The 13,529-nt window shown below is 60.7% G+C and carries 14 protein-coding genes; 5 read left to right on the top strand and 9 right to left on the bottom strand.

Annotated features, from left to right (window positions below; translation table 11 throughout):
- Positions 1 to 135 precede the first annotated feature (135 nt).
- Genes LJE93_07595 through LJE93_07610 form a run of 4 tightly spaced genes read left to right on the top strand, consistent with a single transcriptional unit; the run spans position 136 to position 3,278 of the window.
- The gene (locus LJE93_07595) at positions 136 to 621 is read left to right on the top strand and encodes a transcriptional repressor (protein MCG6948758.1); all 486 of its coding nucleotides are present in this window, start codon (positions 136 to 138) and stop codon (positions 619 to 621) included.
- Positions 618 to 1,766, top strand: a complete 1,149-nt coding sequence (locus LJE93_07600; protein MCG6948759.1) for a cytochrome-c peroxidase — start codon at positions 618 to 620, stop codon at positions 1,764 to 1,766. The genes LJE93_07595 and LJE93_07600 overlap by 4 nt, the downstream gene beginning before the upstream one ends.
- 11 nt (positions 1,767 to 1,777) lie before the next feature.
- Positions 1,778 to 2,854 carry a metallophosphoesterase gene (locus LJE93_07605; protein MCG6948760.1) on the top strand — a complete coding sequence of 359 codons (1,077 nt, stop codon included), beginning with the start codon at positions 1,778 to 1,780 and terminating at the stop codon, positions 2,852 to 2,854.
- 10 nt (positions 2,855 to 2,864) lie between these two features.
- The gene (locus LJE93_07610; protein MCG6948761.1) at positions 2,865 to 3,278 is read left to right on the top strand and encodes a cytochrome C; all 414 of its coding nucleotides are present in this window, start codon (positions 2,865 to 2,867) and stop codon (positions 3,276 to 3,278) included.
- A 106-nt stretch (positions 3,279 to 3,384) separates the two neighbouring features.
- On the opposite strand, the gene LJE93_07615 is transcribed toward LJE93_07610, so the two are convergent.
- A complete protein-coding gene (locus LJE93_07615; protein MCG6948762.1) occupies positions 3,385 to 3,873 on the bottom strand; it encodes a bacterioferritin in 489 nt (162 codons plus the stop codon).
- Positions 3,874 to 3,960: 87 nt separating this feature from the next.
- Between LJE93_07615 and LJE93_07620 the strand changes: the two genes are divergently transcribed.
- Positions 3,961 to 5,598 (top strand): hypothetical protein, encoded by a 1,638-nt coding sequence (locus tag LJE93_07620; protein ID MCG6948763.1) that lies wholly within the window; start codon positions 3,961 to 3,963, stop codon positions 5,596 to 5,598.
- A gap of 30 nt (positions 5,599 to 5,628) precedes the next feature.
- Here LJE93_07620 and LJE93_07625 read toward each other — a convergent pair whose 3' ends face one another.
- From LJE93_07625 to amrA, 8 genes are all read right to left on the bottom strand, one after another.
- Positions 5,629 to 7,047: a peptidylprolyl isomerase gene (locus tag LJE93_07625; GenBank protein MCG6948764.1), complete on the bottom strand. Its 1,419-nt coding sequence runs from the start codon at positions 7,045 to 7,047 to the stop codon at positions 5,629 to 5,631.
- A 432-nt stretch (positions 7,048 to 7,479) separates the two neighbouring features.
- Positions 7,480 to 8,193: a TFIIB-type zinc ribbon-containing protein gene (locus LJE93_07630; protein ID MCG6948765.1), complete on the bottom strand. Its 714-nt coding sequence runs from the start codon at positions 8,191 to 8,193 to the stop codon at positions 7,480 to 7,482.
- The gene (locus tag LJE93_07635; GenBank protein ID MCG6948766.1) at positions 8,193 to 9,329 is read right to left on the bottom strand and encodes an acyl-CoA dehydrogenase family protein; all 1,137 of its coding nucleotides are present in this window, start codon (positions 9,327 to 9,329) and stop codon (positions 8,193 to 8,195) included. The genes LJE93_07630 and LJE93_07635 overlap by 1 nt, the downstream gene beginning before the upstream one ends.
- Positions 9,329 to 9,886 carry a hypothetical protein gene (locus LJE93_07640; GenBank protein ID MCG6948767.1) on the bottom strand — a complete coding sequence of 186 codons (558 nt, stop codon included), beginning with the start codon at positions 9,884 to 9,886 and terminating at the stop codon, positions 9,329 to 9,331. Before LJE93_07640 ends, LJE93_07635 begins: the two co-directional genes overlap by 1 nt.
- A 113-nt stretch (positions 9,887 to 9,999) precedes the next feature.
- Positions 10,000 to 10,530: a nuclear transport factor 2 family protein gene (locus LJE93_07645; protein MCG6948768.1), complete on the bottom strand. Its 531-nt coding sequence runs from the start codon at positions 10,528 to 10,530 to the stop codon at positions 10,000 to 10,002.
- 132 nt (positions 10,531 to 10,662) lie between these two features.
- Positions 10,663 to 11,799 (bottom strand): AmmeMemoRadiSam system radical SAM enzyme, encoded by a 1,137-nt coding sequence (gene amrS, locus LJE93_07650; protein ID MCG6948769.1) that lies wholly within the window; start codon positions 11,797 to 11,799, stop codon positions 10,663 to 10,665.
- The gene (locus LJE93_07655) at positions 11,796 to 12,761 is read right to left on the bottom strand and encodes a DUF362 domain-containing protein (GenBank protein MCG6948770.1); all 966 of its coding nucleotides are present in this window, start codon (positions 12,759 to 12,761) and stop codon (positions 11,796 to 11,798) included. The genes amrS and LJE93_07655 overlap by 4 nt, the downstream gene beginning before the upstream one ends.
- Positions 12,758 to 13,529, bottom strand: a 772-nt coding sequence (gene amrA / locus LJE93_07660; protein MCG6948771.1) for an AmmeMemoRadiSam system protein A, incomplete at its 5' end; no start/stop codon positions are given. The genes amrA and LJE93_07655, both read right to left, overlap by 4 nt.

Below are 13,529 nucleotides of genomic sequence, written 5' to 3' on the forward strand. Positions count from 1 at the left end.
CCTACATTTCCGCCGACCTTTCTCACGATCGAGTTCTCCTGGCACGGAACTGACAAGGATATTGAGACTGTCTCTAAATTAATTGACATTTTTTGTTTTCTGCAACATATTGTCATCTATCAATTCGATCAACGGTTGCGTGGTACGGGGGTCGAGCACGTGGAGGAGGCCACCAAAAAGACGCGCCTCGAGGATTTCAGGCGGCTCTGCCGTGAGCGCGGCGAGCGCTGCACAGTACAACGCCGGGTGATCTTCGAAACCGTGCTCGACCTGGATAATCACCCTTCGGCCGATCAGGTTTTCGACGCGGTCGAGGCCCGCCTCCACGGAGTCTCCCGCACCACGGTCTACAGGGCTCTCGAGCACCTCGCCCACATGGGTGTGATCACCAAGGCGTGCCACCCGGGGCCAGTGGCGCGATACGATCCGCGTCTCGAGCTTCACCATCATCTGGTGTGTCTCCGGTGCAATGATTTCATCGATTTCGACGACAAGGCATTGGACAGGCTCACGATCCCAGACACCTCGGCCCACGGTTTCGAAGTCAACGACTACCGCGTGCAACTGCGCGGCATCTGCCAATCATGTCGAAAATGGGAGAAGAAGGAGGAATTGAAATGAGGAAGACAGTATTCGTCGTGCTCTTCGGCGCAGGCCTGTTGGTCGGAGCAGGAGTTCTCAGCGACGCAGGCCAGGAGCCGGCGACACCGCTCGGTCTGCCACCGGTGCCGATCCCGGACGACAACCCGCAAACACCGGAGAAAATCGCCCTCGGGGAGAAGCTCTACAACGACACACGATTCAGCAGCACGGGCGAAGTCGGCTGCTTCACCTGCCACGATCAGAAAAAGGCCTTCACGGACAGCCCTCTCAAGACGTCCGAGGGCATCAACAAGCTCACCGGCACCCGCAATTCACCGACTGTCATCAACTCCGCCTACATGACCACACAGTTCTGGGATGGCCGCTCTCCGGATCTCGAGGACCAGGCGCTGCAACCGTTTGTCAACCCGGTCGAGCACGGGCTCAAGAACCATGATCCGATCCTCAAAATCGTGCGCAAGGATCCCGAGTATCGCGACGCCTTCAAAGAGGTGTTTGGCAAAGAAGGCAAAGAGATCACGATAAGGGATGTGGTCCTGGCGATAGCTTCCTTCGAACGAACCGTCATCTCCGGCAACTCTCCATTCGACCGCTGGTACTACGGTGGCGAAGAGGATGCAATGACCGAGCAGCAGAAGCGCGGTTTCGACATCTACCGCAACGAGGGCCGCTGCGTTTCCTGCCACGTCATTGAACAGACCCAGGCGATATTCACCGACAACCGCTTCCACAACATCGGGGTCGGCATCAACGGAATTCAGAATGACGTTCCGGAGCTGGCACCCGCGTTCCTCGAGGCGGATCTGAGCAAGTCGGAGGTGGATGTCGAGGTGTTGACCGACCCCAGGACGTCGGAGCTCGGACGTTTCGCCATCAGCCACAGCTTGGACGATATCGGTTCCTTCAAGACCCCGACCTTGCGCAACGTCGCCGTCACACCCCCCTATATGCACGACGGCAGCATCGAGACCCTCGAGGATGTCGTTGTGCACTACATGAACGGGGGAGTGACCGAGGCCGGCGACCCGGTCAACGATTTTCTGTCGGGAGGTATCCGACCGCTCGACCTCGACACGGATCAGATCGACGATCTGGTGGCATTCATGGAGGCCCTGACCAGCCCCGAGTTCGAGCCGTCGGGCGCCGACGCCGAAGGCAATTAAAGGAGACAGCCATGACAAAAACCAATCTCAATCGTCGTGACTTTCTCAAGGGCGCGGCTTCGGTAGCTGCAGTCAGCACCCTTCCCCTGAGCACAGTCGAGCTTGCCTTCGCCGATCCGGCACAGAACTTCACCTTCGCCTACATTTCCGATGCACATATCCAGCACATCAAGGGCAGCAGCTTCGTCCGCAACTGGGACCGTGGTCTGATTCGTGCGGTCGCCGAGACCAATTTGCTCGAGCCGAGGCCCGACTTCGTGATGTTCGGCGGCGACCTCGCCCAGCTCGGCTCCAAGGCCGAGCTCGATCACGGCGCCGAATTACTCGCCAAGCTCAACTACAAACCGCGCATGGTCATGGGTGAGCACGACTATTATCTGGACCTCGGCGAGTACTGGTCGGAGCTCTTCGGCCCCCACTGGTACAGCTTCGACCACAAGGGCGTGCACTTCGTGGTTCTCAACTCGATCCTCACCTATGACGAGTGGACGCACGAGCGCTGGCCGACCGCCGAGCAGCGGATGCTCGAGATGGCTGCTCTCGACAACCCCAACGGTTCACCCTTCATGGTCGGCGAGAAGCAACGCGCCTGGCTAGCTGAAGACCTCGACGATGTGGGAAAGAACACACCGGTCGTGGTCTTCTCACACTCCCCGATCCAGAAGATTTTCAAAGGCTGGAACTTCTGGACTGATGACGCGGAAGAGGTTCAGGCACTCCTGCAACCGTTCCACGATGTCACCGTAATCTACGGTCACGTCCACCAGATCCAGTACAACCAGATCGGCAATATCAGCTTCCACGCGGTGATGGCGACCGCCTGGCCATGGCCCTACCCGAGAGCATATGCACAGGCCGAAAGCTACATGCCGAAAATCACGGTGCCCATGAACCGTGCCGATCCCTTCTTCGAGCGCGACGCCACTGGATGGCAGTTCATCGACGTGAAGACCGGACGGGTAGCAATGGAATACAATCTCTACAACAACACCAACCGGAAGGTGGCGTACGACCCGAAGACCGGTCAGCCCGAGGACACCCAGTTCCAGGCGCCGGAGGACCGCATCCCGCCGCAGATCCACTACTAGGAGGAGAGAGATGGCGAAAAAACATATCTACGCCGCATGCGCCGTGGTCGGAGCCGCACTGCTCCTGGTTGGCTACGGGCTGCAGGCCGACGAGTTTACAGACCAGGATGTCGAACGCTGGCAGGGTGAGTTCATGAGTGTTGTCCAGGAGGGCCGCGCCCTGTGGGGCAGCCCCGATCTCGGAACCAACGGCGTCGCCTGCGGTCAATGCCACCCCAACGCAACCAACACCCACCCCGAGACCTACCCCAAATTCCAGCAACAGCTCGGCGGTGTGGTTGCCTTCCGCGACATGATCAACTGGTGCTTGATGAACCCCCTCGAGGGACAAAAGCTTGATCTTGACGACGATCGAATGATTGCGCTCGAGGCCTACGCGACCTGGGAACGGCGAGGCGTCGCGCTCGAGCCGGGCAAGCATTGATGACTGTCCCCTGAGTACAACGGCGGGCCCGAAGGCCCGCCTTTTTCATGGTCATCGGAGTATTGTGGCACGAAACCAAACGCTGGAACGTTCAGGCGTTGGAACGTTATCGCGCCTCGCCCTCTCCAGAATCGCCCTGAAAGCCCTGCAGCGCGAGGTATTGCTCGCCGAATCGCTTGAGGTGCTCCAGCTGCTGGTCGAACTGGTCCCAGTGTCCTTCTTCAGCGGCCACCAGATCCTCGAACAGCTTCTTCGACCCGGAGTCCGCGTTCTGTGCGCACTCGAGAGCGAACTTGTTATACATCTGGATAGACTCCTGCTCCAGCGTGCGCGCTTTCTCGACCATGGCGTCCGCGTCATGGATCTTCTCGGTCTCGCGCCCGACCACCATCTCGACCTCGCCGCCGAGAAACAGAGTCCGTTCGGCGATCATCTCGGCGTGCTGCATCTCCTCGATGGCGGTCATTTTGAGCAGATTCGCAAGCGGGGCATAGCCCAAATCGTCGAGCCGAAAATGGAAGTACATGTACTGGTGGATCGCTGCGATCTCATCCGCAATAGCCGTGTTGAGCAACTTGATACTCTCTTCGTACATCTCGTCCTCCTCGACCAGTGATTTTACACGCCTCGACGAACCAGATACGGCGAACCCTCGAACTGCCCCTCCGTATAAACTCCTGACATGAACACCTACGGGCGCACGGGGCGAAGGGTCGGGAGAATCCACCGGCTGCCGATGGTGATTCTTTTTGTCATGTTCCTGGCACAGGGATCCGGTTTCGGCACCGCATCCACCCCCGCGCCACCGGATTGCCTGACACAACAGAAACGGTTGGCTGCCGCCGCATCACCGGCATCGATCTCGCCGTACGCCATGGTCGGCCATCGCACGGTCGCCGAGCTGCGGGAGATGGTCGACGCCTATTGGGGTGACGGTGTCGCCACCTCCGAAAAGCTCCGGATTTTCGATCTCGCATGGAATGATCTCGACCAGAATTACGGCGCGTACATGAACCACGATGTCGACATGCAGGACCTCCGAAACCGGTATCGATCCGAGATCGCTACCGGGGTCAGCAAAGGACGGTTCGCCGCCATCATGAATCACCTGTCCCTGGCCATGAAGGACGCGCACACCGTGATTATGAGCAGGTCAGTGAACTGGGGCACGTCCGTTCTTATGGATACGCCAATCTTCGTTGTTGGTGGCTGGGGCAACAACGGTCGATTCGGTGCCTCTCTCACGCCGATGGACGACGATACCCTGCTTGTCTATCGGGTGATACCGAACCACGTACTGGGCCTGGAGCCCGGTGACCTGGTGCTCGGCTATGACGGTGTCCCGTGGAGACTCCTCTACCGCCGACTTCTTGCAGCTGAAATCCCGATCACCCTGCAGTGGAGCTGGGGCAGTACCGACGAGTCGATGGAGCACTGCATGCTAATGAGTGCAGGAATGAATTGGCACCTCTTCAACACCATCGAGATCAAGAAGTACGGCTCCGACCAGGTGGTGAGCTATCCCACCGACCTGCTACTGCAACAGATCCAGGATGCGGAAACTGTCTGGGGCAACGAGCAGCTTCCGGTCCCAGGCGTCGCGATGCCGGATTTCATCGAAGAGGACTACATCACCTACGGTGTGATCGAGGGCTCGCGGATCGCCTACATCTACGTCGCCTCGTGGCACTGGGAGGATCAGTACAGGATCAGCGAGCAATGGTACGAGGCGATCGACGAGCTGATGAATCACCACGATCTGACTGGCCTGGTGGTCGACTTCCGCCTCAACTACGGCGGCGATATGCGCCAGGCACACTCCGGTTACACGCTGTTGTTCAACCAACGGCTCACCGAGGTGTCGTTCGACGTTCGCGGCGATCCCGATGACCATTTGGACATGGTCCCGTCACGAACCCATACCGCCGGAATGTTCACCATACCGGGCGATCCGGACACCTTTTTCGCCAAGCCGATCGCAGTGCTCTTTGGCCCCGGAGCGGTCAGCAACGGTGATTGGGAATCGCTCCGGATGGGATTTCATCCGTGGGTGCGCTCCTTCGGCAAACCAACCAACGGCGCGTTCACCCTTTCGGATTACCCTGACCTCGGAAACGACTGGTTCTACACCAAGGCCACAGGCAGCGGATATCTGATCGACGGCCATCACTATCTCGCGCACACCGGGGTGAAACCCGACGTCGAAGTGTGGCTCGAACGGGACGATGTCGCCGCCGGCCGGGACACGGTCGTAGAAGCTGCCATCCGCTGGATCGACGGACGGCGGCCTCGCCGGGCAAGCGGGCGGCGATCCCGGTAACATCGAACTCGATTCTTTTCCAGACTGATCTCAGTGGATGCGCACCGCCCGTTGAATACTGAGCGGCGGGTCGAGGCTCTGTCCGTCGGACGGCATCAGGTTGATCTCGCGCACCAGCTCCATTCCCTCGACCACCCTCCCAAAGGCGGCAAAGCCCTGTCCGTCGGGGTTGCGCCTGCCGCCAAAGTCGAGTTCAGGCTGGTCTCCAACGCAGATGAAGAACGAGTGCGTTGCGGTATCGGGCCCCAGGCGGGCCATCGAGATCGCACCGTCGACGTGCCTCAATCCGGTCGTGGAGGTCCGTTCCAGGGAAATCGGATCGTAGGCGTCGTCCTCCATGGCCGGGCTCGCTCCCGCCTGTATGACCGCGATCTTGACCGTGTCGTCCGGTTGGTTGTCCGCATTCACGGTGCGGAAGAACTCGCCATCCGAGTAGAAGCCTTCGAGCACGTACCTCAGGAAATTCCGGGTCGTGATCGGCGCGCGAACCGCATCGAGCTCCACCGTGATGCTACCCAGCGCTGTGTCGATCTGCACCCTGGGCAGATCGGTCAGCGGATGGTCCCGCCACACGAAATGCGGAGCAGCCGCTGGATCGAACGACGCAAGATGGGCTTGCCCTTCCTCGTCCCTCTCCTGAGGCTTCTCGTACCGCCAGGCACCGTCACCGAAGACCTCCGCACAGAGGACGGCGAGGGTCGGGTCATACTCTTTCAACTCGGCGCGTGTATCGACGTGATTGTGGAGGGCATCATTTTCGCGGTTGTCATCAAACCAGCTCTGGACTCCCTCGGCCCAGTATTCAGCCGGGTTGGTGATGGCGTACGTGCCTCTCCACAGCCCGCTGTCGCTCGCGTTCTTCCAGGCATCGCCCAGGCGCCTGTCGAAATCCGGATCGACCCGATTCAGACCCATGGTATGGATCGCGTGGGCGAACTCGTGAATGAGGATATTTTCCTGCTCGTACGGGTCTCCGGGAAAGGCCAGGAGGTTTTCCTCGGCGCAGCTCACGGCCGGGGCATCGGAGGTCGCGCCCAGACCGCGTGCCCGCCGGTCCCAATACACCGCCGGCTCGAGCCGAGAGTGTTCCGGTACATCGGTCGTGAATTCGTTCCAGGCCATGACCGCCAGCCGCACCCGTTGTGCGGCCATCGCATCGAGTATGTCGACTCGTTCTCCGAGCATGTGCTCGACGATCCACGCCGCTTCGAGCAGCGCCGCGTCGGATACATGCGCCGATCCGACCACCGGCAACGCCTTCACGAATGTGACTTTTTGGTAGAAGGGATCGAGGCTGAAGAGAACCCGGACTTCCTCCGACACGGGTGTCACGAGGTCTTTTTCGCCGTCGCTCGCTTTGCCACCGCACGCCACAGCGAACAACAGGGCCACGACAAGGACCCATAGGATTTGTTGATCCATCCATTGCCAGGAACATCTGCCATTCATCGGCTATACCCCCAAAGGTTTCGTCCGGAATTTTAGAGTACTATCGCGCGATGCCGTGGGGTCTGCTGGTTGCCGTTCTCGTCATCATCGCGGTGTACCTGGTAATGGGAATATTCCGCTACCTCCGCCAGTGGCTCCAACCGGACCGGGATGATTGACAGGCGCCTGGTACATGACTTTGCGATGGGATCAGGGCCATTCTTCGATCCCGTTCCCGCTCCCGATCCCAATCCCGACGATGGTGTGCCGCCGTCGTCTACCAAGCACAACGGGTGGATCCTTGCCGAATTCACGGCGAGACGAACGGTGACTGACACCGTGGATTCCGACGAGAGCGGGAACGATCACCCGGAAATCACAAGCGATGCTGACCGGAACTTGAATTCGGGATCGGGATCGGGTTTGGGATCGGACGTTGATCAGGTTTTGGAATCAACGTCCGAAAACGAGGGTACCGCCGACGTGGCCGAGGGTGGCGATCACCACCATCCCTGCTCCGAGGACCATCACCTCCAGCGCCGCCAGGGTTATGGCGAGAGGCGATCCGAGATCCACCAGGCCGGTTGTCGCCGCGAAACCGGCTCCCGAGGCGTGCAATGCGATGGCAATCCCACCGAAAATGAGGAACAGGACCGAGAACGCGATTTTGAGCCGAATCTGAGCGTAGGGTCGGCGTCGATATCGCCGGAACCAGTCGCGCAGCCCAGAGGCGAAGGTCACGACGGAAGACCCCACCGAAACCACCAGCAAAACCAGTATCGCGTCGGCGAGAACGGGCGCCATGTCGGCGAGGTGGACGACGCCAGGCGCTACTGGAGCGAGCAGCGACAGGAGCAACAAAGCGCCCGCACCGAGAAGAGCGAATGGATAGAGCCCGATCGGCAGATGGGTGGCAAGGGGATGAACCCTCAACGTGGGCTGCGGTCGGAAGACCTCGACCCCGAGCACCACCGGCACGACGTGGCCGTACACCTCCTCGACGTCGAGCACGACCCCGCAGACTGGACAGACCAGCAGCCGGTTTCCGTTGGCGTCGACCAGCGCAAGCTCGAGATGGCACACGGGACATCGGAAAGTCCTGCCGAAGTAACGGCCCTTGAAGCGCTCGGCGATTCCGGCCACCAACCTGCGGAGATCAGCGAGCATCAGTGGACCTCTCTCATCCGCATCAGCTTGCCGACGATGACCATCTTCTGGATCTCGGTCGCACCCTCGTATATCTGGTAGATCTTGGCGTCGCGAATCAGCTTCTCGGCCGGCATCTCGCTGGTGTAGCCGTAGCCGCCGAGCACCTGCGCGCATTCGATCGCCGCCTGCATGGCGACATCGGCCGCGAACCACTTTGCTTCGGAGGCCTCTCTGGCATTGTCGAGACCCTGATCGAAGAGCCACGCTGCCTTGTAGGTGAGGTGGCGCGCGGCATCCAGGCGGGTCATGATCTCGGCGAGCTTGAAGGAAATGCCCTGATTCGAAATCAGTTTCTTGTCGAAAGTGCGCCGCCGCTTGGAATACGAGAGCGCGATGTTGAGCGCCGCCTTGGTAATGCCGTTGGCGCCACTCGCCACCCCCGGCCGGGTATGATCGAAGGTCTTCATCGCGATCTGAAAACCATCTCCCTCACCGCCGAGCCGGTTTCTCGCCTCGACCTTGACGTCTTCGAAGGTGACCCTCACTGTGTTCGATGCGTGCTGGCCGATATTGATCTCTTTTGGGCCCCGAATTATGCCCGGCGAGTCGGCAGGCACGAGAAACCCGGTGGGTTTCTCATCGACCCGGGCGAGGACGAAGTACCAACTCGCGACCGAGCCGTTCGTGATCCACCATTTGACACCGTTCAACGCGTAGTCATCGCCGACCTTCTCGGCCGTCGTCTGGACCCGCGACACGTCCGAACCGGCCTCCGGCTCGGTCACGGCATAGGCCGAGAACATCAAGTCTTCGGTCATCGGCGCGAGGAAACGTTGTTTCTGGTCGTCCGTCCCGGCCAAAATCACAGGGTACTGGGACAGGCCGTTGGCGTCGATTGCAGTGGCGATGCCGGAGCAGCCGGTACACATCTCCTCGAGCATCAGACAGTGGTCGAGGACCGCGTGCGGTGTCCCGCCGTACTCCTCGGGGATGTGCGGGTTCATGAGTCCCTGTCGAAAGGCTTCACGGCAGATTTCAAGCGGAAACTCCCCCGAACGGTCGTGTTTGATCGCATTGGGCGCGATCCACTCCTTGGTGAAAGTCCGCGCTTTCTCGATCAGACCCTGCTGCTCTTGACTGAGGCCGAAGTCCATCAGCCGCCGCCTTCCTGTCGAACATCGACCATCCTCGCCGGCTCCGCAGCTTGATGCGCGACCACATCGAGGATGTCGACCGGCGGTTCACGGTCCATATCTGCAACGTACGAGGAGGTCGCCGCCAGCGCCTGGCGACCAAGCGTGATGCGCAGACCGTAGTACGAGAGCGCGAGGGCGACTGCGTTGTTCCCGATCACGACCGCGACGCCGAGCCAGGGAATACCGCCGCCGTTTGCTTGATTCAACCATAGAGCATAGAGTTCGATCGCTATCAGAGCAATGAGGATAGCCGACAGTGCGAGCTTCGCTCGATGGCTCGGTGGCCAATTGGCGTAGAGATGGTTCCGTTCGGCAATTCCCGTCACGGTTGCAGGCAGGGCCACCGCCAGCATGCCGACGAGAGAACCCCACAGCAGGAGACGCCAGACCGGAGGTCCTATGCCAGCAACTGTTGCACCCGTTGCGTCGAGAAGGAAGCTGCAGGCGGCTAGTGGAGCGAAGGCGATCACCGCGTGAACCAGCATCGAGTGAATGTGTACCGGCTGATGATTCACGACTCTCCTTCCAGGGTGGTCATCGTTCGTCCACCAGCATTGTATCGGTGATTGATCATATCATTGAATATGAGAATAACTCTTCCGCCACACTGATTTCTTGCGACGAGATCTCAGTTTTCGGCGAGCACCTCGTCCGGAATCGGACCGGCGATCCGCTCGACGTCGTTGATGACCGACACGACCCACCACCTACCGTCGCGTTGCATCAGATGCCAGCTGTCAAGGCCGCGTTGAGGGGGACGGTCGTCGCCGACGATATCCGCCGTGTAGACCACATAACAGTGGGCAACGTTACCGAACTCGACAACTCGAATCGACTGAACCGTCTCCCTGAAACCACGGCCCGACGGGCCGATTCGCTCGTAGAACGATTCGAAGTCATCAATGAAAGCCTCGAGGTCCATCAGACGGCTCTCCTCGGGCGTCGCCCTGAGCACGATCAACGCCTCGGGAGTGAAGTGAGAACGGATGAAATCCCAATCGGGGACGGTCTCCGGCGGGGCCGACACCGCATCGTAGATGCCGGCCACCAGTGACCTCGGTTCGAAAAACGCCTTCGGCACTTCTGATCCGGCATCCGCCAACACAACGCCCGCTCCTAAGGTCGACACAACCAAAAGGACCAACATCAATCGACGCATCTCTTTCACCTCGTTTTCCGCCACGCTCGATCGATCCCGTGGCAGAGCGATTCTCGCACGACCGACGCCGTGCGGAATCCGGTCGGAGGTTCTGAGTCTCGGTGGTATTTCAACCGGTCGCTGAGCCGGATCTCACGCCCAAACGCCGGGAATGCTGCGCCGGCAGTCGGGGCAGAATCCCTTGCCAATCCGATTTTCGAGCACCTGGAACCCCATGCGCCGGATGAGGATCCCACCGCATCCGGGACAGACGGTGTTTTCGCCCGGATGGCCGGGAAGATTGCCGAGATAGACGAAGTTGAGTCCAGCCTCGCGACCGATCTCCCACGCGCGCTCGAGCGTCGCCACCGGCGTAGGAGGGAGGTCGGTGAGGCGATAGGTGGGGTGGAAACGCGTGAAGTGGACGGGTATCTCGGGGCCGAGCTCCTTCCTCACCCACGAACTCAATTCCCGAATCTCGGTTTCCGAGTCGTTGAGAGTCGGTATCAGGAGCACGACGATCTCGAGCCACACTCCGGACTCTTTGATGACACGGAGACTCTTCAAAACCGGTTCGAGCTCGCCCCGCACCTGTTTGCGATAAAATTCATCACGAAAGCTCTTGAGGTCGACCTTGATTGCGGACAGGAGCGGCAGCACGTCGCGCAACGCTTTTTCCTGAATGAACCCGTTCGAAACTACCGTCGGTTTCATACCGGCTGCGTTGGCTGCAACCGCCACATCACGAACGTATTCCCAGAAAACAACCGGCTCACCGTAGGTCGCGGCGGTAAGGCGCGCCTTGTTCTTCTTGGCGAGACCAATCACCGCATCCGGCGGGAGATTATAGGCACTGACCTGCTCGGGCCTGAACTGTGACAGTTCCCAGTTCTGGCAGAACTTGCACTCGACGTTACAGCCCGCGGTCGAATACGAGAGCGCCTGTTCTCCCGGCATGACGTGGAACAGCGGTTTCTTCTCTATTGGGTCAACGTGGACGGCGCATGCGAGGCTGTGCACCAGCGTGTAGTAGGTGCCACCCCGGTTTTCTCGCACTCCGCACATGCCGCGTTCCATGTCGGCGACCTTGCACGCCTGCGGACAGAGTTCGCACTCTACCCTCCCCTCGTCGAGCTTCTTGTACCAGGAAGCCTCTCGCGCCGGCAGCTCGTCGCCCGCAGCCGGGGAGCCGGGTTGGATGGCCGGGGTTGCCAGCAAACGGGGCGAACAGAGACCGGTCGCGGCACTAGCCGCACCCAGCGCGAGGAGTCGTCTACGATCGATAGTCACGCCGTCACCACCAGGAGTTTCTCAGGATCGTCGACTCCGAGCCCCTCACGAGCCGCCGTCGCGAGGAAGCGAACGGGTCGTCCCGCGGCCTCGAGGGTTGGCAGACCACGCCTCGCTCGCTCCGCTTCGATCTCCCGCCAGGCCCACAGATCGGCAGCAACCGGGTCGGTACTTGCGGCCACCTTGCCGAGTTCAAAGATCCCATCCGATCGATAGGCCGGGCCGCCATTGCACTGTGCGATGACACCGTCGAGGACCGTCAAGCGCAATTTATCGCGGATGAACGGATGACGAACGACGTCGGCGATGTACGGATCACAGCCGTTTTGGTGGTACTTGTTGGGATTGTGAATCACCCCGTACCAGTTCTTCATCCCAGCCGAGACCCCTGACAGGTCGTGGTCCTTGACGACCCCGAACGACACCAAGGCGGTGCAGGTTTTCGACACCATCCGCGCGAAACACGATCCGATGGCGCCACTCGACGACGGCTGTCGATCGAAATCGTTGTTGGTGCCGACGCAGCGGTAAGGGGGACTCTGTCGGCGGATCGTGAATCCTGCCCTCTGGAGCTCCCGGTCGGAGCGCTCGAAGACGATGATTCGCTGCCGATCGACGCCCACGGCGGCAATTAGATCGACCAGCGCTTCAACCAGCTCAACACGAGGCGAAAGGTGCTTCCCCGCCAGGCAATTGACCTTGATTCCGACCGTGTCGTGCCGCGTGAACAACGCCGAAGCGGCCTCGACGGGCGACTTGGCCCCAACCGAGGCAGCCAGGGCTTCGGCCACCGCGCGTTCCGCCACTTTCGGGTCCAAAGAGGTGCTGAGCGGCGTGTGAGCCTCTGCTACGCCGACCACTCCCGGATGGGCGGTGGGCCTTCCTACCTGCCTCCCGGCAGCTCCCGAGACAACGCCGGCACCGATCATCAGCGCCAGCTCGCGGCGAGTGAGCATCTTCATTCGTCCTCTCCAAAGATCTGCGCAGTAAAGACCTCGAACTCCGCACCGCTGCGCCAACCGCCCGCCGGCAGTCCCGCTTTTCGCGCCAGCTGATCGAGCATCGTCCGTCGGTCCCATCCCTGTTCGGTTGCGACCTGCGGAAGGAACAGCGCTCGGTGGCTGCCCTTTTGGAGAATCACACCGTGCGTGCCGACCTCGATCGCCTCGGGCCCAGTGACAGGCTCGGCTGGAGACAGCACCGAAACCTCGACATCGAGGCCGCTCAGCTCGTCGGCCTCGAGGCGCGGAAATCGCGGATCCCGCGCCGCCCACACGGCGGCCTGCACCACGGCATCTGCCAAGGGTTGCCTGGCCTCGATCACGCCCATACAGGCCCGCAGCCTGCCCGGCGATCCCGCTTGAACACCTCGATGGTTGAGGGTCACGAATGCGCCCGCGTCTGCACTCAGCGCATCGCGCTCCAGCGCCCGCCCGTACCACTCGGCGAGGCTTTCATCGTGCATCAGAAAGCTCTCGAGCGTCGCACGCGCGAGGGCAACTGCTTCCTCGCCCTGAGCTGACGTCAGTCTCCCGAGCGGAGGCCGGGGTCCATCCTCGCGCCAGCCTTTCCACGACCCGCGAAACGCTATTGCAGCATACGTCACCGAGCTTTCCCAGCTGCCGGTCCGATGGCCGGAGGTCGTGACGTCGAGGACCTCTCCGCGTCCGTCGAATGCATGGCTCAAGAGCTCCGCGAGAACCACCAGAGGGCGGGCTCCACAGACCGTA

Source organism: Acidobacteriota bacterium, assembly GCA_022340665.1.
Taxonomy (GTDB): Bacteria; Acidobacteriota; Thermoanaerobaculia; order Thermoanaerobaculales; family Sulfomarinibacteraceae; genus Sulfomarinibacter.

Bases quoted from the DNA above. Each gene is read 5' to 3' on its own strand.
- LJE93_07600 (MCG6948759.1), top strand. From the start codon at position 618: ATGAGGAAGACAGTATTCGTCGTGCTCTTCGGCGCAGGCCTGTTGGTC.
- LJE93_07615 (MCG6948762.1), bottom strand. From the start codon at position 3,873: ATGTACGAAGAGAGTATCAAGTTGCTCAACACGGCTATTGCGGATGAG.
- LJE93_07620 (MCG6948763.1), top strand. From the start codon at position 3,961: ATGAACACCTACGGGCGCACGGGGCGAAGGGTCGGGAGAATCCACCGG.
- LJE93_07630 (MCG6948765.1), bottom strand. From the start codon at position 8,193: ATGCTCGCTGATCTCCGCAGGTTGGTGGCCGGAATCGCCGAGCGCTTC.
- LJE93_07655 (MCG6948770.1), bottom strand. From the start codon at position 12,761: ATGAAGATGCTCACTCGCCGCGAGCTGGCGCTGATGATCGGTGCCGGC.
- LJE93_07635 (MCG6948766.1), bottom strand. From the start codon at position 9,329: ATGGACTTCGGCCTCAGTCAAGAGCAGCAGGGTCTGATCGAGAAAGCG.
- LJE93_07610 (MCG6948761.1), top strand. From the start codon at position 2,865: ATGGCGAAAAAACATATCTACGCCGCATGCGCCGTGGTCGGAGCCGCA.
- LJE93_07605 (MCG6948760.1), top strand. From the start codon at position 1,778: ATGACAAAAACCAATCTCAATCGTCGTGACTTTCTCAAGGGCGCGGCT.
- LJE93_07645 (MCG6948768.1), bottom strand. From the start codon at position 10,530: ATGCGTCGATTGATGTTGGTCCTTTTGGTTGTGTCGACCTTAGGAGCG.
- LJE93_07625 (MCG6948764.1), bottom strand. From the start codon at position 7,047: ATGAATGGCAGATGTTCCTGGCAATGGATGGATCAACAAATCCTATGG.